14 protein-coding genes are annotated in these 23097 nt (G+C 34.7%); 9 read left to right on the top strand and 5 right to left on the bottom strand.

The annotated features are described in order from the left end of the window. The first annotated feature begins 128 nt into the window (after positions 1 to 128). From ACRBBL_RS02455 to ACRBBL_RS02425, 7 genes are all read left to right on the top strand, one after another. Positions 129 to 1193: a branched-chain amino acid aminotransferase gene (locus ACRBBL_RS02455; protein WP_431367452.1), complete on the top strand. Its 1065-nt coding sequence runs from the start codon at positions 129 to 131 to the stop codon at positions 1191 to 1193. Positions 1194 to 1646: 453 nt separating this feature from the next. After that, positions 1647 to 3719: an alpha-ketoacid dehydrogenase subunit alpha/beta gene (locus tag ACRBBL_RS02450; RefSeq protein WP_431367451.1), complete on the top strand. Its 2073-nt coding sequence runs from the start codon at positions 1647 to 1649 to the stop codon at positions 3717 to 3719. Positions 3720 to 4176: 457 nt separating this feature from the next. Beyond that, the gene (locus ACRBBL_RS02445) at positions 4177 to 5124 is read left to right on the top strand and encodes a hypothetical protein (protein WP_431367450.1); all 948 of its coding nucleotides are present in this window, start codon (positions 4177 to 4179) and stop codon (positions 5122 to 5124) included. A gap of 194 nt (positions 5125 to 5318) precedes the next feature. After that, positions 5319 to 5855: a nuclear transport factor 2 family protein gene (locus ACRBBL_RS02440; RefSeq protein WP_431367449.1), complete on the top strand. Its 537-nt coding sequence runs from the start codon at positions 5319 to 5321 to the stop codon at positions 5853 to 5855. Positions 5856 to 6363: 508 nt separating this feature from the next. Beyond that, complete coding sequence (locus ACRBBL_RS02435; protein ID WP_431367448.1) at positions 6364 to 10560, top strand: T9SS type A sorting domain-containing protein; 4197 nt, start codon at positions 6364 to 6366, stop codon at positions 10558 to 10560. A gap of 110 nt (positions 10561 to 10670) precedes the next feature. After that, positions 10671 to 11702 (top strand): hypothetical protein, encoded by a 1032-nt coding sequence (locus tag ACRBBL_RS02430; RefSeq protein WP_431367447.1) that lies wholly within the window; start codon positions 10671 to 10673, stop codon positions 11700 to 11702. A 143-nt stretch (positions 11703 to 11845) separates the two neighbouring features. Beyond that, complete coding sequence (locus ACRBBL_RS02425; RefSeq protein ID WP_431367446.1) at positions 11846 to 14203, top strand: hypothetical protein; 2358 nt, start codon at positions 11846 to 11848, stop codon at positions 14201 to 14203. Between the two features lie 355 nt (positions 14204 to 14558). Here ACRBBL_RS02425 and ACRBBL_RS02420 read toward each other — a convergent pair whose 3' ends face one another. The 4 genes from ACRBBL_RS02420 to ACRBBL_RS02405 all read right to left on the bottom strand — a co-directional run bounded on the left by ACRBBL_RS02420 (position 14559) and on the right by ACRBBL_RS02405 (position 18406). Further along, positions 14559 to 15398, bottom strand: coding sequence for a toxin-antitoxin system YwqK family antitoxin (locus tag ACRBBL_RS02420; RefSeq protein ID WP_431367445.1), 840 nt, complete (start codon positions 15396 to 15398; stop codon positions 14559 to 14561). Positions 15399 to 15515: 117 nt separating this feature from the next. Continuing rightward, the gene (locus ACRBBL_RS02415) at positions 15516 to 16079 is read right to left on the bottom strand and encodes a DUF4136 domain-containing protein (RefSeq protein ID WP_431367444.1); all 564 of its coding nucleotides are present in this window, start codon (positions 16077 to 16079) and stop codon (positions 15516 to 15518) included. Positions 16080 to 16127: 48 nt separating this feature from the next. Next, positions 16128 to 18116, bottom strand: coding sequence for a urocanate hydratase (locus ACRBBL_RS02410; RefSeq protein ID WP_431367443.1), 1989 nt, complete (start codon positions 18114 to 18116; stop codon positions 16128 to 16130). Positions 18117 to 18253: 137 nt separating this feature from the next. Then, positions 18254 to 18406: a DUF5522 domain-containing protein gene (locus ACRBBL_RS02405; protein ID WP_431367442.1), complete on the bottom strand. Its 153-nt coding sequence runs from the start codon at positions 18404 to 18406 to the stop codon at positions 18254 to 18256. A gap of 35 nt (positions 18407 to 18441) precedes the next feature. Here ACRBBL_RS02405 and ACRBBL_RS02400 point away from each other — a divergent pair, with 35 nt between their 5' ends. Next, complete coding sequence (locus tag ACRBBL_RS02400) at positions 18442 to 18777, top strand: hypothetical protein (protein WP_431367441.1); 336 nt, start codon at positions 18442 to 18444, stop codon at positions 18775 to 18777. 17 nt (positions 18778 to 18794) lie between these two features. Here the strand turns inward: ACRBBL_RS02400 and ACRBBL_RS02395 are convergent, their stop codons facing one another. Then, positions 18795 to 19406: a T9SS type A sorting domain-containing protein gene (locus tag ACRBBL_RS02395; protein WP_431367440.1), complete on the bottom strand. Its 612-nt coding sequence runs from the start codon at positions 19404 to 19406 to the stop codon at positions 18795 to 18797. Positions 19407 to 19637: 231 nt separating this feature from the next. On the opposite strand from ACRBBL_RS02395, the gene ACRBBL_RS02390 reads away from it, so the two are divergent. Beyond that, positions 19638 to 23090 (top strand): VIT domain-containing protein, encoded by a 3453-nt coding sequence (locus ACRBBL_RS02390; protein ID WP_431367439.1) that lies wholly within the window; start codon positions 19638 to 19640, stop codon positions 23088 to 23090. The last annotated feature ends 7 nt before the right edge of the window (positions 23091 to 23097 follow it).

Raw genomic sequence — 23097 nt, 5'->3', positions numbered from 1 at the left:
TGAAAAGAACAACTTAACAAACAACAAACAACAAACAACAAACAACAAAAAATCCCCTAAACCCAAAAAACAGAGCGCAGCGACAAACCGAGAACAGGAGCAAAGCGACCTAAAAACAACTAAAAAAAATGGTACAAACACATACGATAGAAATCACTAAAGCAGCAGCATCAAACGTTTCAAAACTCGATTTTGATAACATTCCATTAGGAAGAACCTTTACCGATCACATGTTTATCTGTTCGTATGAGGATAGCGCTTGGCAAACACCAAAAATTCAACCTTTAGGAATGATTCCAACGCATCCAGCAGCCATGGCATTGCATTATGGACAAGCAATATTTGAAGGAATGAAAGCTACGGTAAATGGAGAAGGAGAACCGTTACTATTTCGTCCAGAAGAAAATGCAAAACGCTTAAACTTTAGCGCACGTCGTATGGGAATGCCAGAATTTCCAGAAGATCTATTCGTAGAAGGACTTAAGAAAATTGTAGACATGGAACGTGGTTGGATTCCGCCACAACAAGGAAGTGCCTTATACTTGCGCCCATTCATGTATGCAACTGAACCATTCATCGGAATGCGTGCAGCCACAAGTTATCACTTTATCATCATTGCATCGCCAGCAGGTCCATTCTTTACAAAACGTATCAAACTATACGCAGAAACAAAATACATTCGTGCAGCAGAAGGTGGAACTGGAGAAGCAAAAGCAGCAGGAAACTATGCAGCAGCAATTCGTCCAACAGAAATTGCAAAATCAAAAGGATTCGACCAAGTATTATGGTTAGATGCACACGAATTTGAATACATTCAGGAAGTAGGAACAATGAATATCTTCTTCAAAATCGATGGAAAATTCATCACACCAAGTTTAGATGGAGCAATTCTAGACGGAATTACACGTAAAAGTGTCATTACCATTTTAGAAGACAACGGTTACGAAGTTGAGCAACGTCCAATCAAACTTTCTGAAATAAAAGAAGCTGCTGCAAACGGAACTTTACAAGAAGCGTTTGGAACAGGAACTGCAGTCGGAATCGCTATGATTCAGGCAATCGGTTACAAAGATCAGGAAATTTATGTATCTGACGAAAGTCCTGTAGGGCAACTAGTCATGGATACCATCAACGGAGTTCGCGCAGGAAAACTAGAAGACAAACATAACTGGATGGTTGCTGTTTCAGAATAAAACAATTTGGGCGTTTCCCTAGCGGGTCGCGCTTTCGGCTATATCTTTTTTTAAAAAAAAAGGATGCCGCCTCAATCGCTAACGCGAAATAGTATTGAGTATTGAGATGTTAGTATTGAGAAGTTTCAAAGCAAAAATCGTCATGCCGAGCTTGACTCGGTATCACACATAAAACTGAGAATAACAAAGCGTCACTTCGAGTGAATTTGTGAAACAAATTTATATCGAGAAGGCTTTGAAACAAAAAGGTAAAATGAAATGAGAAATTAGCTGTGAAAGTATCCCAATACTCACTACTAAAACTCATTACTAAATAATAAAACGTCACTTCGAGTGATTTTCAAAGAAAATTGTATCGAGAAGTACTTTGAAGTAAAATGTATAAAAAGATATGAGGCATTAGTTGTGAAACGCTCTCAATTCTCACTACTAATATCTCACTACTAAAGAAATATGAATAAAAATACACTACAAAAAGGATTTTCATTGCTCTGCACTGCCAAAGCAATGGCAACATTATACGAAGACAACTTCAAGCAAGTTTCCAAATATGTGCATGCAACGTCACGTGGACATGAAGCCATTCAGTGTGCGTTGGGAATGCAATTAGTACCACAAGATTATGCGTTTCCATATTACCGTGATGATGCCATGTTGCTATCTATCGGAATGCGTCCGTACGATTTAATGTTGCAATTACTCGCTAAAAAAGACGATCCTTTTTCGGGTGGACGTACCTATTATTCGCATCCAAGTTTAAAAGATGCGGATAAACCAAAAATTCCACATCAGTCCTCAGCTACAGGAATGCAAACCATTCCAGCAACTGGTACTGCCATGGGAATGCAATACAAAGAATTACAAGGAATAGAAGACCAAGCTGCAAAAGATTCCCCATTTGATGATACACGCGATTTAAATCCAATTACGGTTTGTTCGTTAGGTGATGCATCGGTTACAGAAGGAGAAATTGCAGAAGCGTTTCAAATGGCAGCCTTAAAACAATTGCCAATATTATACTTAGTACAAGATAACGGTTGGGATATTTCGGCGAATGCCGCAGAAACCAGAGCACAAAATGCCGCAGAATATGCAGAAGGTTTTATAGGTTTAGATGCCGTTTCAATTGATGGTGCTAACTTTATAGAAAGCTACGAAACACTTGAAAAGGTGATCAAAACCATTCGAGAGGAACGTCGCCCAATCTTAGTACATGCCAAAGTTCCATTGTTAAATCACCATACATCTGGTGTGCGAATGGAATGGTATCGAGACGATTTGGAAGAAGCGCGTTCGCGTGATCCGTATCCAGTAATCAAACAACAATTACTAGACAATGGCTTTTCAGCGGAAGCTGTAGACAAAATAGAAGCAGCCGCAATTGCAAAAGTAAAGGCAGACTTTGACGAAGCTGTTCAAGCAGAAGATCCAACGCCAGCAGATTTATTTACACACGATTTTGCTCCAACTCCTGTAACTTCAGAAGTAGGAGAGCGAAGTCCTGAACGTGAAGAAAAAGTAGTCATGGTAGATTGTGCATTATTCGCAGTGGAAGAAATCATGCGCGAACACAAAGAATCTTTATTATACGGACAAGATGTTGGTGGACGTTTAGGAGGAGTTTTCCGTGAAGCGGCAACGCTGGCACAAAAATTTGGTGACGATCGTGTATTCAATACACCAATTCAAGAAGCCTTTATTGTAGGTTCTACAGTAGGAATGAGTGCAGTTGGATTAAAGCCAATTGTGGAGGTTCAGTTTGCTGATTATATTTGGCCAGGACTCAATCAGTTATTTACAGAGGTAAGTCGTTCGTGTTACTTATCAAACGGAAAATGGCCAGTTTCCATGATTCTTCGTGTGCCAATTGGTGCTTATGGAAGTGGCGGACCGTATCATTCATCTTCAGTAGAATCTGTACTAACAAACATTAGAGGAATTAAAATTGCATATCCAAGCAACGGAGCCGATTTAAAAGGTTTGATGAAAGCTGCCTATCACGATCCAAATCCCGTAGTAATCTTAGAGCACAAAGGATTGTATTGGTCAAAAGTGCCAGGAACTAAAGGCGCAACTTCGGTAGAACCATCAGAAGATTATATGTTACCATTTGGAAAAGCAAATGTACTACAAGAAATTTGGAAGAAAGACGATCAAGAAACCATGACGATGATTACCTACGGAATGGGAACACATTGGGCAATGAACGCTTCAGAAGGACAACGTGAAAACATTGAAATCATAGATTTACGTACCTTATTTCCATTAGATGAAGAAGCTATTATTGAGTCTGTAAAGAAAACAGGAAAATGTTTAGTCGTTACAGAAGAACCTGTAAACAATTCGTTTGCAAGAGCATTATGCGGAATGATTCAAGAAAAATGTTTCAAATATTTAGATGCACCAGTAATGATTATTGGTTCTGAAAATATGCCGGCAATTCCACTAAACAGTACATTGGAACAAACGATGATTCCATCTACAGAAAAAGTAAAAGCGAAAATTGAGGAGCTGATGAATTATTAAGTTAATCAATAACTTACATTACAAATAGTGATAAGAGGTTTTAGTGTTTCTAAAGCCTCTTTTTTTATGAATTTATGTTAAAAAAGTAATCTAAGCTTGAAATTGTCAAAAAAAAACAATAACTTTGACGTTTTAAGAGATACAGTAAATAAAATGTAGATGTTAAAAATAGGAATGGTGTAATTTAATTTGATATTTTGAGATGAATTAAAAAATATATAAATAAAAGAAAAGGGATCATGAAGACATGTCCCTTTTGCTTTTTGGAAAAACTACAATAAATGTCTGGTCGCCAAACTAAATCATTTAATGTAAACTGATAGAAGAAACAAGGTTGTTTCATCTGTGTTTTCTCTATACAAATATACGGAATTTTATAGTTTTTTCCAATAAGGGTAAATGTCTTTCGCTATTTGGTTAGGCGTTTATAGCCAATAATAAATTAATATTATTAGGTATGAAAACTATATACATATCGTACAGAGTTTCTCTTTTAAATAAGAGAAAAGAGGAGCAAGTTTTAAGTCGTTTTAATGGATATTTGGATTTCATCCATGTCATTAAAGAATTTTGTGATTATACATTGGAAAATATTAAGTCATATTATGATCCACAAGGTAACTCACGAACTTTTTCTTTAAACAGGTTGGCTAAAATTAGTCTAAAAGAAAGAATTGTTTATGGAGATTTTGAATCTGGATTTACAGGGGATGAGGTGCTTGTTAAAGATAATAAGAATAATAATCTTTTATTTGACGTACATACTAAGCATTTGCAAGCTAGGAAGCTACTCTTTCTCTTTTACATTCCTAAAGGCTCTAAATATGGGTATTTAATTCTGCAAAAAAAGAATAATCATGGAGTTAAAACAGTGTTATTGAATGCTCTTAACGAATTCTTAAAAATAAAAGGGTATACTGATTATTTAAGTACCTTCGTTCCTAGTTCAAATTTTAAAAAAATGATAGAGGGTTTGAGATTTGGTAAAATTAAGCAAGTAAAATTTAAAAGTTTTTCTTCAGGTTTAATGGCAAAAAATATACAGATAAACTCTTTTTTTAAGAACAATATCTCAGAGTTAATTGTTAAGCCGTCAAAGAATGAAGATCTTATTAGGCAGAGAGAAATATTATTAAGTTTATTTTCTAATAATTATGAATTTGACGATTTAATATTTATTCCTGGTATTTCTCAGGGTTGCATTGAAATTTCATTTTTAGTCAATTATCAAGGCATAAGTAAGACATACTACATAAAAGAAAAATCTAAAATTAAGTCTAATATCAATGTTAGTAATAAACTGTCTTATGAGAACGGTTACCCAACAAGAGAATCTATGATAATAGTAGCCTTAGAAATAGCAAAATCATTTTTCAATAATGATGATAGTGATTTGGCAGCTTAAAATTAAAGCTTCGTAATTTTATTTCGGAGCTTTTTTTAATATAAAAATATATTAATTCCACTAATATAGTACTTTGGAGCAAACGATGATTCCATCTACAGAAAAAGTAAAAGCGAAAATTGAGGAGCTGATGAATTATTAAGATAGAAAACGTATCTTTAAGTAGTTAAGGTATTTTTTTAATAATCATGGTCATGAAAAAATTAGGTAGACTTATCTGTATTCCACTTTGCATCATTTTATTTACAAGTCAAAGTAGCGGACAATCACTAGATAATCTAAAAGCGATCAATCAGACTTGGGAGAAATTTTATAAAGCTTTCGAATCGCTAGATTATAAGTTATTGCAGGACATTCATGCTAAGGAATTAGTTCGTGTTTCAGGAGGAAAACGAATTGTGAATTATGATACCTGTATGGATAACTACAAAAAAAGCTTTGAAAGAACACAAAAAAAAGGCACTTCAAATACGATATCATTACGGTTTTTTGAAAGAGTTAATAATGGTTCCATGGCTAGTGAGCGTGGTATATACAAATTGACAAGAGTAGAAAGTACAGGTGAAACAAAAAGTTACTACGGGCAATTTCATGTTGTATTGATCAAAAAGGATAACATCTGGAAAATTGTGATGGATTACGATTCTAATGAAGGAAATACGATTGGAGAAGAAGCCTATTTACGAGCGCATGCCATCGATGCATTTGATAAATTTATCCAGAAACAATAGTTTATCATTCATTATTAAAATTAAAAAGAGGATCTCTAAAAAGTATTAAAAACGGTCATCTTGATTTAGTTCATAATCTAATCATGTTGGTTATAAATGATTATGAGGAAATGAAACAAGTTCAGTTTTACGAAAAATGTACTTTTTTGACCTTTAATTTTTATAAAGTATTTAGTGGAATTGACTTTTAGTGTCTAGTTTCAAATTTGCCAGCTCTGTACAAAAAACTTCCAAGGTTAAAACCATAATTTTCTAGTGCTTCTTTTAAGTAAGCTACTCTTGATTTACTAAAGGTTACATGTAGTTAAAATCAACTAAAAATCCATGTAAGAAAAATAGAGACTACATATTTGTGAGAAAGCAGAAGAGATGTGTAAGTTTATATACGCAGGTAATCCGAATAACGAGCTAATACGAGTCTATAGTAAATATAAAAGGGTATATTCACCAAATACTCAACTCACAAACAATCAAGGTTTTGATAAATAAAATTACCCCTAATTTTTTTATGATTATGTTCTTTTTTGGTACATATATCGGTGTTTCACAAATATTAAATCAAACTGCAAATTGGCCTAGCTCTGACTGGACCTTATCAGGCACGTACACAGCAGGAGGCTTGCTGTCAGATCCGACTGGAACAGGCACAAATTTTACTTGGGATGATGATGCTGTTGGCAGTTTTTCTGTAGATAATATTCAAGTAACATCGCCTGTAATTAATTTAACAACTGCTTACGGAGCTGGAGAAACATGGATTACTATTAGTGGGGATTTTTTATACAGACAGCTAGGAGGAGAAATATTGGCAATAGAAATCTATGATGCTGATGCTATGACTTGGTCTGTAGCTTACACTTTTATAGAAAACACTGGAACAGACTACCAAACATGTTCTATGCCATTGGCATACACGACACCTATAATTAATATTGCAGGGTATACTGCAACACAATTATCAGGTTTTCAATATCGTATTACATATGATGATGATGATGGATGGCGATGGGGATTTTGTTTTGCTCCACCAACAATTGCCTCAGCTATGCCGCCGCTATGTTCATCTCCAGTGACATTAACCGCTACAAACATTGATGGCTTTTCTGCTGATCTTGGATGGACAGAATTTGGTAGTGCAGCATTATGGAACATCGAATTAGTAGATGTTACTGCTGGAGGAGTTCCTACAGGAACTGCTACATCTATTGGAGTTACAAACCCTTTTAATCTGACAGGATTAGTGCCTACTAATGATTATGTGTTTTATGTACAGGCCGACTGTGGATCAGATGGAACATCTGTATGGTCTGAGCCATTTATATTCTCAACAACAATAGCATGCCCAAATCCTTCTGCATTAACAGCAACAAATATTTTGACAACTACAGCTGATCTCAGTTGGACTGCTGGTGGATCAGAAGCACTTTGGGATGTTGAAATAGTCGATATTACAGCTGGAGGAACACAAACAATGACAGCTACAGTTTCTGGAGTTACAAACCCATATAATGCCACAGGATTAACAGGTAATAATGCTTACGAATTTTATGTGAGAGCAGATTGTAATCCTAATGGGACATCTACATGGGTTGGCCCATATGCATTTACAACGGCATGTGCTACGCTTACAGCACCATATTCAGAAGACTTTGAAAATGCAGGAGCTGTACCGACTTGCTGGGCACTTGGAGGAGATGAAAACTGGTTGTTTACAAATACAGGAGCAGGAAATCATATTGGAAATAATGGCATGATAAACGGAAATACGATTTCAGGAGGTTATTTTGCTTATGTGGATGATTCTGTGCCAAATGCAACAAATGCACAATTAGATTCCCCATTTGTAGATGTGTCTGGATTAACAACACCTTCTTTATCATTCTATGAACTCAGTAATAATGAAGGGAATTCTAATGCAACTTTAACAGTGAGTGTTTGGGATGGCATTGTATGGAATATAGTGGGAACTTACAATACAAATACTGCTACAGGATGGGAACAGAAAATAATAGACTTAAGCGGATTAACATTTACTGGACCTGCACGAGCAAGATTCTCAATTGCAGATTCAGGATCATTCTATGATGATATTGCTATAGATGATGTTACTTTTGACGAATTACCGACATGCATAGATCCTTCTGTTTTAACAGCTTCAAATATAGATGGTTTCTCTGCTGATTTAGAGTGGACAGCAAATGGAACTGCAACATTATGGAATGTTGAATTAGTAGATGTAACAGCAGGTGGCGTTGCAACAGGAACGGCAACTAGTTCTGGAGTTACAAGCCCTTTTAATCAAACAGGATTGACAACTACTACAGATTATGAATTTTATGTACAAGCTGATTGTGGAGTAGATGGAGTTTCGAACTGGATTGGACCATTTGCATTCTCAACATTAGTAGCATGTTCAGATCCTTCTGCACTAACAGCAACAAATATTTTGACAACTACAGCTGATTTAAGTTGGGTTCCTGGTGCATCAGAAACACTTTGGGATGTTGAAATAGTTGATATTACAGCAGGTGGAACACAGACAATGACAACTACAGCCTCTGGAGTTGCAAACCTATATAATGCTACAGGATTAACAGAAGGTAATACATACGAATTTTATGTAAGAGCTGATTGTGGAGTAAATGGTACATCTACTTGGGTAGGGCCATATACATTTGTAACTGTGTGCAATGTATTTACAGCTCCGTATTCACAAGACTTTGAAAATGCGGGCATACTACCAAGTTGTTGGATGTTAGGAGGAAATGAAAACTGGTTATTTGCAAATACAGGAGCAGGAAGTCATATTGGGAATAATGGCACATTAACTGGAAATACGATTTCAGGAGGCTATTTTGCTTATGTAGATGATTCTACACCAGAAGCAATAAATGCACAATTAGATTCTCCACTTGTAGATGTGTCGGGCTTAACAACACCTTCTTTATTGTTCTATCTACTTAGTGATAATGCAGGGAATGCTAATGCAACTTTAACAGTAAGTGTTTGGGATGGTGCTGTATGGAATGTAATGGGAACATATAATACAAATACATTGGCAGGATGGGAACAGAAAGTAATAGATCTAAGCGGGTTAACATTTACTGGACCAGCACAAGCAAGATTTTCTATTGCAGATTCTGGAAGTTTCTACGATGATGTTGCTATAGATGATATTATATTCCAAGAATTACAAGCATGCCCACAAGCATCCATGTTAACAGCAACAAATATCACAGATACTACTGCTGATTTAGGATGGACAGAAAATGGAAGTGCTGTATTATGGGATGTTGAATTAGTTGATGTAACTGCTGGAGGAACAGCAACAGGAATTCCAACAGCAACTGATGTTGCAAATCCATATACTGCAACAGGATTAGTACAAGACAATGACTATGAATTTTATCTACGGGTAAATTGTGGGTCAACTGGGCTTTCTATCTGGGCTGGACCATTTGCATTTAGAACATTAGAAAGCTGCCCTAGACCATCAGTTTTAACCGCAACGAATATCACAGATACTAGTGTCGATTTAGGATGGACAGAAAATGGAAGTGCTGTATTATGGAATGTTGAACTAGTTAATATCACAGCTGGCGGAACTGCTACAGGAGTAGCAACAGCAACGGGTATCACAAATCCATATACAGCAACAACGTTAATACAAGATAATGACTATGCATTTTATGTGCAAGCAAGTTGTGGACCAGTAGGACTTTCTACCTGGGTTGGACCATTTGCATTCAGAACATTAGAAACCTGTCCAAGACCATCAGCTTTAAATGCGACAGCCATTACACAGACAACGGCTGATTTAGGCTGGACAGACAACGGAATTGCCACTTTATGGAATATCGAATTAGTAGATATTACAGCAGGCGGAACACAAACAATGACTGCAACAGCTTCTGGAGTTATGAATCCATATCCTATTTCTGGTTTAGTGGAAGACAACATCTATCAATATTATGTACAGGCAGATTGTGGAGTAGATGGTGTATCTGCATGGGTAGGACCATTTACATTTATTACACAGTATGTAGCGGTAGCACCAAGCTGTTCTAACGGAATATTCTTAGATTCTGGAGGAATGAGTAGCAATCATTCTGATAATGAAAATATTACATATACAATTTGTCCAGATAATCCAGGAGGTGTGGTAGAAGTAACGTTCAATGCATTTAATTTAGAAGATGATGTAATTTCAGCAAGTTGTTATGATGGATTAACACTTTATGATGGAGCTGATGCTACGGCAGCAACTATTGATCCTCCAGGAGGCGGAACAATTTGGTGTTGGGATGAAAATTCTTTTCCACAGGGTACAGGTGACTTAGAAGGAATGTCTATTGTTTCAACGGATGCTTCAGGCTGTTTAACATTTGTATTTACATCAGATGCGTCTGTGCAAAGATCAGGTTGGGAAGCTACAGTATCTTGTAATACACTAACTACGATTTCTTTTGGAAATGGACGTGCATTCACGTACTTTCCAAATCCAGTTGATAATAAATTGACATTAGTAGCAGGAAAGAACATCGAAAATGTAACGATTTACAATATTTTAGGAACTCAAATACTAACAACAACTCCTAATGAGTTAACAAAAGAAATTGATACTTCTAAACTTACCACTGGAGCATATTTTGTGTCAGTTACTGTTGATGGTGTTACAGATACAATAAAAGTGATCAAACAATAATAAATCTAACATTTCATAAGGCAAAGCGATTCTAACAAGCTAAGAGCGAAACGTGTCTAAAAAAAAACGTATATTTGAGTTCCACTCTTCATTTTTTAGTATAAAACCGTATGAACTATTTTAGTAAACTAGGAATAGTAGTCTTGTCATTGCTATTTTTGTCTTCGTGTGAACCGAAAAAGAAAGAGATATTTTTCTATCATTGGAAAACTGATTTCGAATTGAATGCTTCAAAAAAGGAACTATTAAACACGCTCGGAAGCGAAAAACTCTACACGAAATTTTTTGACGTCACCTATTCGGGAAGTCAAAAAGGACCACTTCCTACAGCAACCATACAATTTAAAGACAGTACCGTTATTGGAGTCAAGGAATTGGTGCCAGTCGTATATATTACAAACGAGGTTTTTAAGAAAATGAACAATGTTTCTGAAGCTGAACAATTGGCGAGAAACATTAGTGATAAAATTGAAAGATTGGTAATGCGTAACAAGTTGACCGTTAGTGAGCTTCAATTTGATTGCGATTGGTCTATGGCAACACGTGAAAACTACTTCACATTTTTAAAAGCCATACGAACACAAGCATCTTATCAGAAAATGGGCAATCCAAATATATCTGCGACCATTCGTTTGCATCAAGTAAAGTATAAAGAAAAAACAGGAATTCCGCCTGTAAATAGTGGTGTTATTATGTTTTATAATGTTGGAGAACTTACCTCAGAAGAAGAAACAAACTCGATTCTTAATATTGAAACCGTTGATAAATATGTAGCTTCTTTAGAAGAATATCCATTACAATATGATGTTGCGTTGCCTTTATTTTCTTGGGTAGCAGTTTTCAATCAAGGGAGATTTAAGCGCTTGCTCAACGATATTTCTAGCTCCGATTTGGAGAAATTAAACAAAGAAGGTAACTATTATTCGATGGAAAGTAGCGGTATGTTTGCGGAGAGTTACTACTTGTATGAAGATGATAAAATGCGTTATGAAACCGTTGATGAACGAAGTTTGTCACAATTAGCGGAACGCATAAAAAAATATGCAGAACAAGATTTTAATATTATTTATTATCATATCAATTCCAAAGTAGCAGATGAGTTTTCTGCAAAAGAAATTCAACAACTAAGCGATAAATTTTAAACGCATGAAACGAAAATTAAAAAAATTTAAAAACATATTCTAAAAGAGAATATTTAAAATTTTTAATGTGAGAGCGAAGCGGTTATATGCGTTCTCAATTTTATAATTAGCTTAAAAATAAATTATTATCAAAATTTAAACGCATGAAAAAGATACTTTTAATCCTAATATTTGTTCCGATAGTACTCAGTGCAAATGTTTACAAGTTTAATTTTTGTGGTTATTCTTATGATGTAGGAGAGCGAAATATTTTATTGTTAGATCAAACCCTGATTTCAGATCCGTCGTTATATCCTTATTTAAACTGTTTAGATGCTACTTTTTGTGCGCCTTTTGGGAATGGAACAACTATTGATTCGTATGATAATTTGGATGAATGGGAAAATTATTTCAATCATAAACTAGGCAAGGAAGCAATAATAAAAGGATTTTATCGCACTTCATTTTTAGACTTTGACAAGTTTTTAAAAGATCATTCTTCAGAAAAATATGTTGCAAAAAATGAGTTGGAACGCTACATATTAGCTTCGCCAAATAAAAAAGAACTGTTGCGTTATTTTTGGTTTGCTAAAAAATGCGAGCTGATTTATACAGGGAAATATGAACTAGAAAATTCTTGGTATCAAGGAGAAAGCATTGCAACTACAAAAGCAGATTTGAATAAAATGTATGAAGAAGCAATTGCGTTGTATACAAAAACTCAAGATGCTTTTTTGAAGAATAGAATAGGGTTTCAAATCGTACGATTGGCATTCGAATTGGGCAACCCAGAACGTACCAACGAAATGTTTGATACATACATGAAATACGATGAAAGCTCAAAATATATTTACTACAAAGCAATGGAACGCAATGCAACAATGTTGTATAGACGTGGTGAAAAAGTAGAAAGTATACGTAGTTTTCTAAAGGTTTTTGAAAATCTCCAAGATCGAAAAAACATTGTATTTTTAAGTTTGCAGCGCTTATCGATGCGCGGATTAGATTTAAGTGAACATTCAAGGGAAAATGAATTGGTACACTTCTTTTATGGCTTTTATGGAAATCACATTGCAGAATTACAAGAAATAGTTGCGGTGAACCCAAATTCTAGCTATGCGGAAGTATTGGCGATGCGTTACTTTGATTCGCTTCATGAATCTTTTTTCGCTTCGAATTTATCTGCAAATACAAATTCGTTCTCGTATGAAAATTTAGCAAAAGCGGAAGCTATTGTTGTGAATCAATTGAACAATTCAAAACTAAAAAACAAAGAACTTTGGTCAATCTTTAAAGGAATCATAGACATTGTAAAAGGAGATTTTGAAACTGCAACAGATACGTTTACAGGAAAGTATATAAATGCTGAATACAGAAATCAGGCTAATGTCTTTGCCTATATCATCAAAGTATTGCAAATAGATGGGTTTGATAAATATACAATGGATCGCTTATTTCTTGAATTAAAAGGAAACAAAAACTTATATAATAATCATGGTGTTAGAGGGTTTTTCTTCAAAAAAATAGCACAGTTATATGCGAATGAAGATCAAAAAATCATCAGCGAATTTCTATCCTATCAATCTATACATTATGCAGAAAACAAAGTAGCTAAGGATGATGTGCTAGCATCGAATTTTAGTGCGTCAAACTTCTTTTACGAACAACATAAATATTTAGAACAGGAAGATTTATTAAAGCTTAAAAAACTAATAACAGTTACTTCCAGAACCGAATTAGAACACTTTATCATAAGTCTGTTGCCTAAAGATAATGAAGACTTCATCAATGAAATGTTGGGAACGTATTTTTTAAGAGAAAATAATTTAGAAAAAGCGATCAAGTATTTCAATCAAATAGAAAAGCCTAAAAAATATTATCAAGAAGGAATCCGAAACAGTTTATTTTCTGGAGCAATAAATGAATATTTTAATGTGAGCTTTTTAGCGCAAAGCGATCGTTTTCATGAAAAATATAAGAATTTGTTATACACTTCAGAGATTGATAAAGAGTATTATATTGACAATAAATTACTGTTGGCAAAGACCTTACTAAAGTTAGAAACATTAGCTACAGAAGAGCCTGAAAATGCAGGAGCATATTATTACATGCTTGGAAATGCGTGGTATAATTTAAGTGAATTAGGTTGGTTTGTAAACACCTTGCATTATTTGAATGGAGGAAATGATGGTAGAAATTCAATCAAAGGATATGACGATTGGGCAGATGAAGATGCCGAACTCGATTCGGAAATGATAGAAAGAGCAATAGCTTATTATAACAAAGCTATTGAAGCTACGTCTTCTAATGAAATAAAAGCAAAAGCAACGTATTTCCTAGCCAAGGCAGGAATGTGTTTTGATATTACTTGGGACGATACTACTAGCAACTACATTGTAGACAAATTTTGTGGCGACCACGAAACCAAATTTGAAGAATTGGAAAACTATAAAGACACAAAATTCTATCAAGAAATTATAAAAGAGTGTACGTATTTTAAAGCATACACACAGCGTAGGTAAAAGAGAAAAGAATTTGAAATGTTAAATGTAAAATGCTAAATTTTAAATGTAAAAATTTTAAGGAAAACCTGTCTAACAGCAAAATAGTTCTCGATACAATTTTCTCCATTTCATAATGAAAATCACTCGAACAGACGCATATTAAATTGAAACTGAAGTTGAATTTGAAACGGGAAACGTCACATCGAGTGAATTTATATAATAAATTTGTATCGAGATGTACTAAAATATTCTAGTTTCAAAAAACACAAAATACTAAGAGCGTTCACACTGAGCTTGTCGAAGTGAAGCTGCGTCTAACAGTGAAGCGATACTAAAAGCGACAGCGCTCTAACAATCCAAGAGCAAAGCGAGTCTAATTAACAATCGTCTTAATCAACTTATCATTCTTATAAATGTACTGCTGTAAAATGTTTCCTTCCTCATCATAAATCGTGTATTCTCCGTGAAAAAGTCCGTGTCTATAATAGTATTCTTCTTTAAGTTTTCCGCTTTCAAAATACTCTTTCCAAGGACCTTCTTTATAACCTTTATCGCGATAAATCCCTTCAATTTCAATTGCGCCCGATTCGTAATACGTAATGCTTTTTCCGAACTTTAATCCGTTTTTATAGTTGTCTACAAACTTCTTACTTCCACTTGGGTAATAATAAATATTCTCGCCATCTACAATCTTACCATTTTTATAAAGTGTTCTATAATGCAATGCGCCACCACTGTGAAACTCTTCACAAAGCCCATTTTTAACACCTTTTTCATATCGATCAATACCTAAAACTTCACCATCTACATGAAAGCGATATTTACTATTTTCTATAATCCCAGCTTTGTATAAAGTAGCTTGTGTAAACTCGTCATAACCATTAAAAGTAAACCACAAACCTTCACGTTTGCCATCTTTTAAAACACCGAAGCTTCTTTCTAAAACTTCATCTTCAGACTCTGAGCTGTATTTTTTCTCTACTGTAACTTCCGATGGTTTTACTTTTCGCTTTTTACCATTTTCATACATAAATGATTTATGTTTTCCATTGCGTTTATATTTGAAAAACAAACCATCTTTTTCTCCATTTTTAATTGTACCTAATTCTTTTACGCGGTTTTTGCGATCTAACTTTATATGCAAATCTTGTGCAATAGATGTGTTTGCATACAAAAAAGAGAGTAGGAGTAAAAGAATTAATCTTGAAGTCATTGGTAATAATTTTTTAGATACATAAAAATAAAAAATGTCTCAGTAAGAATTAGCATAAACGCTAAAAAAAACCTCGAAAATACTTTCGAGGTTTTAATTTTCATATGTGAATCTTGTTTATTGTGCTGCTGCCATTGGCGGATATTCTTTCATAATTTCAGCAACAAACTCTTGAATACGAGCTTCTTTCTTTTCAATAGTGGTACGACGACCTAATAAGTTTCCAGAGCCTCTACCTTGCCATACCAATTCTTTCTGTTTTGTATCGATCAAGTCAATATATAAAACACCTTCAACACGTGAGCTTACCATTGCAGAGCTTCTGCCCATCATCCATGGATTCCAGCCCCAGCCGCCCCAGCCAAAACCACCCCAGCCAAAACCAAAGTTATTGTTGACGTTGATGCGTTTGTTTGCTTTTGTCATAATGTTTACTAAAAGATCTGGATTTTCAGATTTTACAAAACCTCTGGCAATCATTTCTTTTTCTATTGAACGTAGAATTCTTTTCTTATCTAAGTCTGAAATCTCAGCTTTGTCAATTCCAGTTTTATAAAACGCAAATGTTTTATAAGATTTAAAATCAGCTTCCTGGTCGTAATCGGCAACCACTCTGACCGAAATACAAGAAGTAACAAATAGTAGTACAACTACTGGTAAAAGTAATTTTAATGTTTTCATATCACTGCTTTTTTTTTGGGTTACTATATTATTTTTAAAATAAATATTCTAGTCTAATAAAGCATCGTCTACGATATTTGGAATTGTAACTTTTAAGTTAGGTTCAACTTCCATAGCGCGTTTAATGGCAAAAATTGCTTCATCATTTCGTGCCCAACTTCTTCTTGCAATTCCATTATTTACATCCCAAAATAACATAGAATGTAATCGCCTTGATGCTTCCTTAGATCCATCAAGAACCATGCCGAATCCGCCATTAATTACTTCGCCCCAACCAACGCCACCACCATTGTGAATGGAAACCCAAGTAGCGCCTCTAAAGCTATCGCCAATAACATTATGAATTGCCATATCTGCCGTAAATTTCGAACCATCGTAAATATTAGAAGTCTCTCTGTATGGTGAATCTGTACCAGAAACATCATGATGATCGCGTCCTAAAACTACAGGTCCAATATCGCCACGTTCTATAGCTTCGTTGAATGCTTGTGCAATTTTCATACGACCTTCTGAGTCTGCATATAAAATTCGCGCTTGCGAACCAACAACTAATTTATTTTCCTGAGCACCTTTAATCCAACGAATATTATCTGCCATTTGTTGCTGAATTTCTGTTGGAGAAACTTTCATAATTTCTTCCAGAACTTCACAGGCAATCTGATCGGTTTTTGCTAAATCTTCTGGTTTCCCAGATGCACAAACCCAACGGAAAGGACCAAAACCATAATCGAAACACATAGGTCCCATAATATCTTGTACATAACTTGGATATCTAAAATCGATTCCGTTTTCTGCCATAATATCTGCACCAGCACGAGAAGCTTCTAGCAAAAATGCATTTCCGTAATCGAAAAAGTAAGTTCCTTTTGCAGTATGTTTATTCACTGCGGCAGCATGTCTGCGCAATGTTTCTTGTATTTTTTCTTTAAAGAGTTCAGGATTGTTCGCCATCATATTATTGGATGCTTCATACGAAAGTCCAATAGGATAATAACCTCCAGCCCACGGATTGTGTAATGAGGTTTGATCACTTCCTAAATCGACATATACATTTTCCTCATCAAACTTTTCCCAAACGTCTACAATATTTCCTTGATATGCGATCGAAACGATTTCTTTATTCGCTTTTGCGGAATTAACTCTGCTTACCAATTTGTCTAAATCGTATACAACTTCATCAACCCAACCTTGCGAATGACGTGTTTCTGTTGCTTTCGGATTCACTTCAGCACAAACCGTGATGCAACCTGCAATATTACCTGCTTTTGGTTGCGCACCACTCATGCCACCTAATCCAGCTGTTAAAAATAATTTTCCAGCCAAACCTTCACCATTCTTAGAAATCTTTCGTCCACCATTCAATACCGTAATCGTTGTTCCGTGTACAATTCCTTGCGGTCCAATGTACATATAACTTCCTGCGGTCATTTGTCCGTATTGCGTTACGCCAAGTGCATTGAATTTTTCCCAATCGTCAGGCTGCGAATAATTAGGAATCATCATCCCGTTTGTCACTACAACTCTTGGAGCATCTTTATGCGATGGAAACAATCCTAATGGATGACCAGAATACATAACGAGTGTTTGTTCTTCATTCATTTCAGCCAAATACTTCATGACCAATAAATATTGCGCCCAGTTTTGAAATACGCCACCGTTTCCACCATAGGTAATCAATTCGTGTGGATGTTGTGCAACGGCATAATCCAAATTATTCTGAATCATCAACATAATCGCTTTTGCCTGATTCGTTTTTCCTGGATACTCATCTATCGGACGCGCATACATTTTATATTCTGGACGAAAACGATACATATAGATTCTTCCATACGTTTCAAGTTCGTTTTTAAACTCAGGCAATAAAACTTCGTGATGTTTTTTATCAAAATAACGCAATGCATTTCGCAGTGCTAATTTCTTTTCTTCTGGAGATAAAATTTCTTTACGCTTTGGTGCGTGATTGATGTTTGGATCGTATGCTTTTGCAGTTGGTAATTCGTCTGGAATTCCTTGTAAAATATGTTCTTTAACTGTCATTTTAAATTTAATTGTATAGTTATTCTTCATTCTAAAAACTCGGATGTATCTAAAATGTGCTATGGATAGCGAATATCTACACGATGAAAATGTGCAGTAGCCTTTTTATATTTCATAAAGGTAGAATCCATGAAATCTTATTTTCTTTTTTTGTTAAATCCATACGGGCAATGTCTACAACCGTTTTGGCAGCAATATCCTCTTTTTAGGTGAAATTGCTCTGTAAACACTTTATAACCTTCGGGCGAAAGATAAAAATCGCCTTCTTCAATGGGAATTAATTTCTTCATTTCTACAAAGGTACTTAAATTGACGTACATTTGGAATGACTAAGCGTATGGTTTTTGTATCAAAATATATAGTGCCAAAAGGTTTTCGAGGAATTACCTTATATCCTTTTATTTTTTTGCGTGATGCGAAAGATAAAAGGAACGCTATTTTGGTATATCACGAACGGATTCATTTGCGACAACAACTGGAATTACTCATCCTTCCTTTTTATGTTTTATATGTGCTAGAATGGTTGATTAAGCTTTGTTATTATCGAAATAGAAACAAAGCCTATCTTAATTTAAGTTTTGAACGTGAAGCGTATCAAAATGAAAGCGATTTCACCTATTTAAAAAAACGCAGACTTTTTCAGTTTTTGAAATATATATAATAAATCTTCTTAAAACTTTAATAGACAATAACCTTATCTATTGATTCTCCCTTGCTAGAAACGAGTTTTATCAAATAAAAACCTTTTGGTATTGTTGATAAATCAATTGCAGGTTGTGGTTTAAATTCACGTATAATTTTCCCTGAAATGTCATACATTAAAATCTTTGTCAAATTTGTATTTCCAATATTTAATATTCCGTTTGTAGGATTCGGATATAAAATAGCATCAATTTTTTTGAATTCAGGATTGCTAAGTAATGGTCCGTTAAGTTGAATAGTCTCTGTAAATGCTGATTCTATGTTGCCAGGATTGTAAACAGCAGTTACATGTACAAGAACGGGAACAGGGTCGTAAAGTAAAAAGTCTATTCCTCCAGCATTGGAACCGTGTTGTTCATGATAAAGGGAAGTTTCCGTCTGAAATCTATATAATTCATTTCCTCGATATATATTATAACCAATTAACGCATCGTGAGGCAATGCAGGTGCATCCCATGAAAGGGTAAAGTAGTTATTTGGAAATATATATGTCTGATTCCAAGTTAAATTTGTGACTGGATTTGTTTGACCAAAGGATGTAAACGCAAAAGCCATGAAGATTGTAAGAATAAGGATGTTTTTTTTCATGATTTTACAGTTTTTATATAGCAAATTTAGTAGAAGTTTCTGCTAAAAATACAGGAATCTTGCTCAAAATCAAAACCATTTAGATGAATTTATATGCAAAAGAAAAGATAGTTGTAAAATTAAATTTAGAAAAAATCCATTAACTCATTCAAAAGCGGAATTGACTCATTCTCCCTTTTTTATAGTTTTATAAATGGTGAGTTTTGTTTTGAAATTAAAAACAATACCATTATGAAACAGTATGTATACCTTTTCCTTTTTTTACTGTCTACAAATATGTTTGCGCAAAATGTACCTGCAGTTACCGTAAAAAATGCACAAGATTTAAAACTTACCGATTTAAAAGTAAGTGTTGAAATTGTCGGAAACTTAGCTGTAACAACATATGATATGAAGTTTTATAATGGATTGGATAGAACTTTAGAAGGCGAATTGGTGTTTCCGTTAGGAGAAGGACAAACGGTTTCAGGATTTGCAATGGACGTAAATGGTAACATGCGTGATGCTGTCATTGTAGAAAAAGAACTAGGAAGAGTTGCTTATGAAACTACGATACGACGAAAAATTGATCCGGGATTGTTAGAAAAAACAGAAGGAAATAATTACAAAGCGCGTGTATATCCATTATTATCAAAAAGTAACAAACATATTATTGTAAAATTTGAGCAAGAATTAAGTACGCTAGATGGCAAACAAAGTTATGAATTGCCTTTAGGAATTTCTCAAAGTTTAGATGCCTTTTCCGTAGAAATGAACGTCTTTAATGAACAACAACCAATAGTTACCAAAGCGCGTTACAAAAATTTCTTCTTCCAAAAAAAAGGGGAAGCGTTCGTAGCAAAAACTTCAAAGAACAATCATGCGCCAACACAACCAATTGTTATTCAAATTCCAAATAAAACAAATAAAGAAAATCTAGCAACATACAACGGACATTTCCATTATTACAAAGCATTGCAGCCAAAAACACGTTTAAAAAAGAAACCTAAAAAAATCACCATACTTTGGGATGCATCGTATTCTATGAATTACAAAGATTTGGACACTGAACTAAAGGTATTATTGTCATATTTGGAATATGTGCGAAATGTAAAAGTAGATTTTATCGCATTCAACAATGCAATTCAAACACAAAAAGAACTTATAGTAGAAAATGGAAATGTAGAAGCTGTTTTGGAAGCCATTAAAAATGTACAATATGATGGCGGAACAAAATTAAATATCCTTGAAAATGTTCGCATTAAAGCGGATGAAATTTTACTGTTTTCAGATGGTTTGGCAAATTTGGGCGACTTCGCTATCAAACGAAAAATACCTATATATGCAATCAATTCGTTGGTTTCTGCCAATCATCAACACTTAACAGATATTACAACGCAATCTGGCGGAAGTTACCTGAATTTATTACGTTTAGATTTCGCGAAAGCAACACTACTTTTAAAAATGGAAACCTATCAATTTTTAGGAGTAATTCATGATGAAGATGTGCGTGAAATTTATCCGAGACAACGCGTAAATGTATATCAAGATTTTTCAATAAGTGGGCAATTTTCGGGCGATGCTGAAATTGAATTATTATTTGGCTATAGCGGACGTGTAACGCAGAAAATTCCAGTAACAATAGAAGATGTAAACGGAACAAAAGCGGTAAAACGTTTGTGGGCAAAACAAAAATTGGAAGATTTGTATCGCGACAAAGACGCAAACGAAGAAAAGATCACTTCATTGGCAAAAAAGTACAGTCTGATTACCGATTATACTTCTATGATTATTTTAGATCGTATAGAAGATTACGTTCGCTATAAAATAGAACCGCCAAAAGAACTTATAGAAGATTATAAACGACATTTAGAAGTTGCAAAAAATGAAGAAATACTGCGAAAAAAACGCGTGTTAAATAGAAGAAATGAATTGTTTGATGGATATAAAACTGTATTGGATTGGTATCAATCAAAAATTGTATTAGAAGAAGAAAAAAAGCCAGAACCAATAGTAGAAGAACAAACAACTTCAACTACACAACAGGAACAACAACAAGTTGTAGCAACAGAAACGGGAACAGCAACAACACATACTGAGACAGCAACAAATGCAACAACACAAACTACGGTACAAATAGACCAAGGCGTTGGAGAGTTGATAACGATTACTGGAACTATTATAGATGACGAAGGAATGCCATTGCCTGGAGCCAATGTAACCGTTAAACATAGTAATAGAGGAGCAATAACAGATTTTGATGGGAATTATTCGATTCAAGCAAAAATGAGACAACAACTTGTAATTACGTATGTTGGGTATGGTACAGTAGAAAAAGAGATAGCTTCACAAACGATTAATGTAGAAATGAAGGCAGGTGAAAGCCTAGAAGCAATTACAGTGGTAGGGTATGGTGGAAGTGTAAGCAGTGCTAAAATGTCTTCTGCAATTTCAACCGTAAGTTCTGAATATGTAGGGCAATATGGAAACCCATCGGATGAAATGCGCAAAACGATAGAAGCCATAGAAATGCTCATTAGAAGTAGTAATTCGCTCAGTGAAAACAACAAACCATTATTTTTTATTAACGGGAAAATTTCAAATCAGCGTAGTTTTAGAAAAATACAAGAAGAAGAAATAGCTCAATTAGGTATACTGAAAAATCAAGAAGCAACGGCAATCTTTGGAACCAAAGCTCGTGGTGGCGCTGTGTACATAGTAACTAAAAAAGGAATAGCCGAAGATAGTGATGCTATTGACGCTTTTAACGAAAAAATGGCTTCGAGAATAAAAATGAAATCATGGAATTCAGACATGCCATACATCAAGGAATTAGAAAAAGAAACAACGGTAGCAGATGCGTATAAAAAGTACATAGAAATACGCGCTATGTATGTGACTGTTCCATCGTTTTACTTAGATGTAGCTGACTTTTTCCATTCGCGCCAAGCAACAGAAACCGCAATAACCATAATTACAAATTTGATGGAAATTGAATTAGATAATTATGAATTGCTAAAAGCCGCTGCCTATAAATTTGAATATTTTAAACGTTATAAGTTGGCAGTGTTAGCGTATGAAAAAGTATTGGAATTACGACCAGAAGAACCACAATCATACAGAGATTTGGCATTGGCGTACGAGCAAGTTGGAGACATTCAAAAAAGTTACGACTTACTAAATAAATTGTGTGATGGGGAATTATTGCAAAAAGATGAAGAAGAACGATTTACTGGAATAGAACATATTGCGTATGTAGAATTGACACGTTTGGTAAACACGTATAAAAAGAAGCTGAAACTAAAAAAGAAAGTGCGAAAAACGTTTACAAAAATGCCTGTTGATGTGCGAATTGTAATTGATTGGAATCATAATGATACCGATATTGATTTGTGGGTTTACGATCCGAAAGGAGAGAAGGCTTCTTATAAAAATATGCATACAAAAATAGGAGGAAGAATGTCCGAAGATTTAACGGAAGGATACGGACCTGAAGAGTTTATGCTGAAAGATGCTGTAAAAGGAGAATACAAAATAGTTGTGGATCATTATTCAAGTTCTGAACAAAAAGTATCTGGACCTACTATTTTAAAAGTTGCCTTGTATACAAACTACGGAAAGGAAAACGAAGAAAAAAAGACAGCAGTTATTCGATTGTCTGAAAAGAGTGATGAATTGGAAGTTGGGAGTTTGGTGTTTGAATAAAATTGTA

It is taken from the genome of Kordia sp. (assembly GCF_050633145.1).
Classification (GTDB): domain Bacteria; phylum Bacteroidota; class Bacteroidia; order Flavobacteriales; family Flavobacteriaceae; genus Kordia.
The sequence above is the reverse complement of the archived record's forward strand: the minus strand, read 5'-3'. Positions and strand labels throughout refer to the sequence as shown.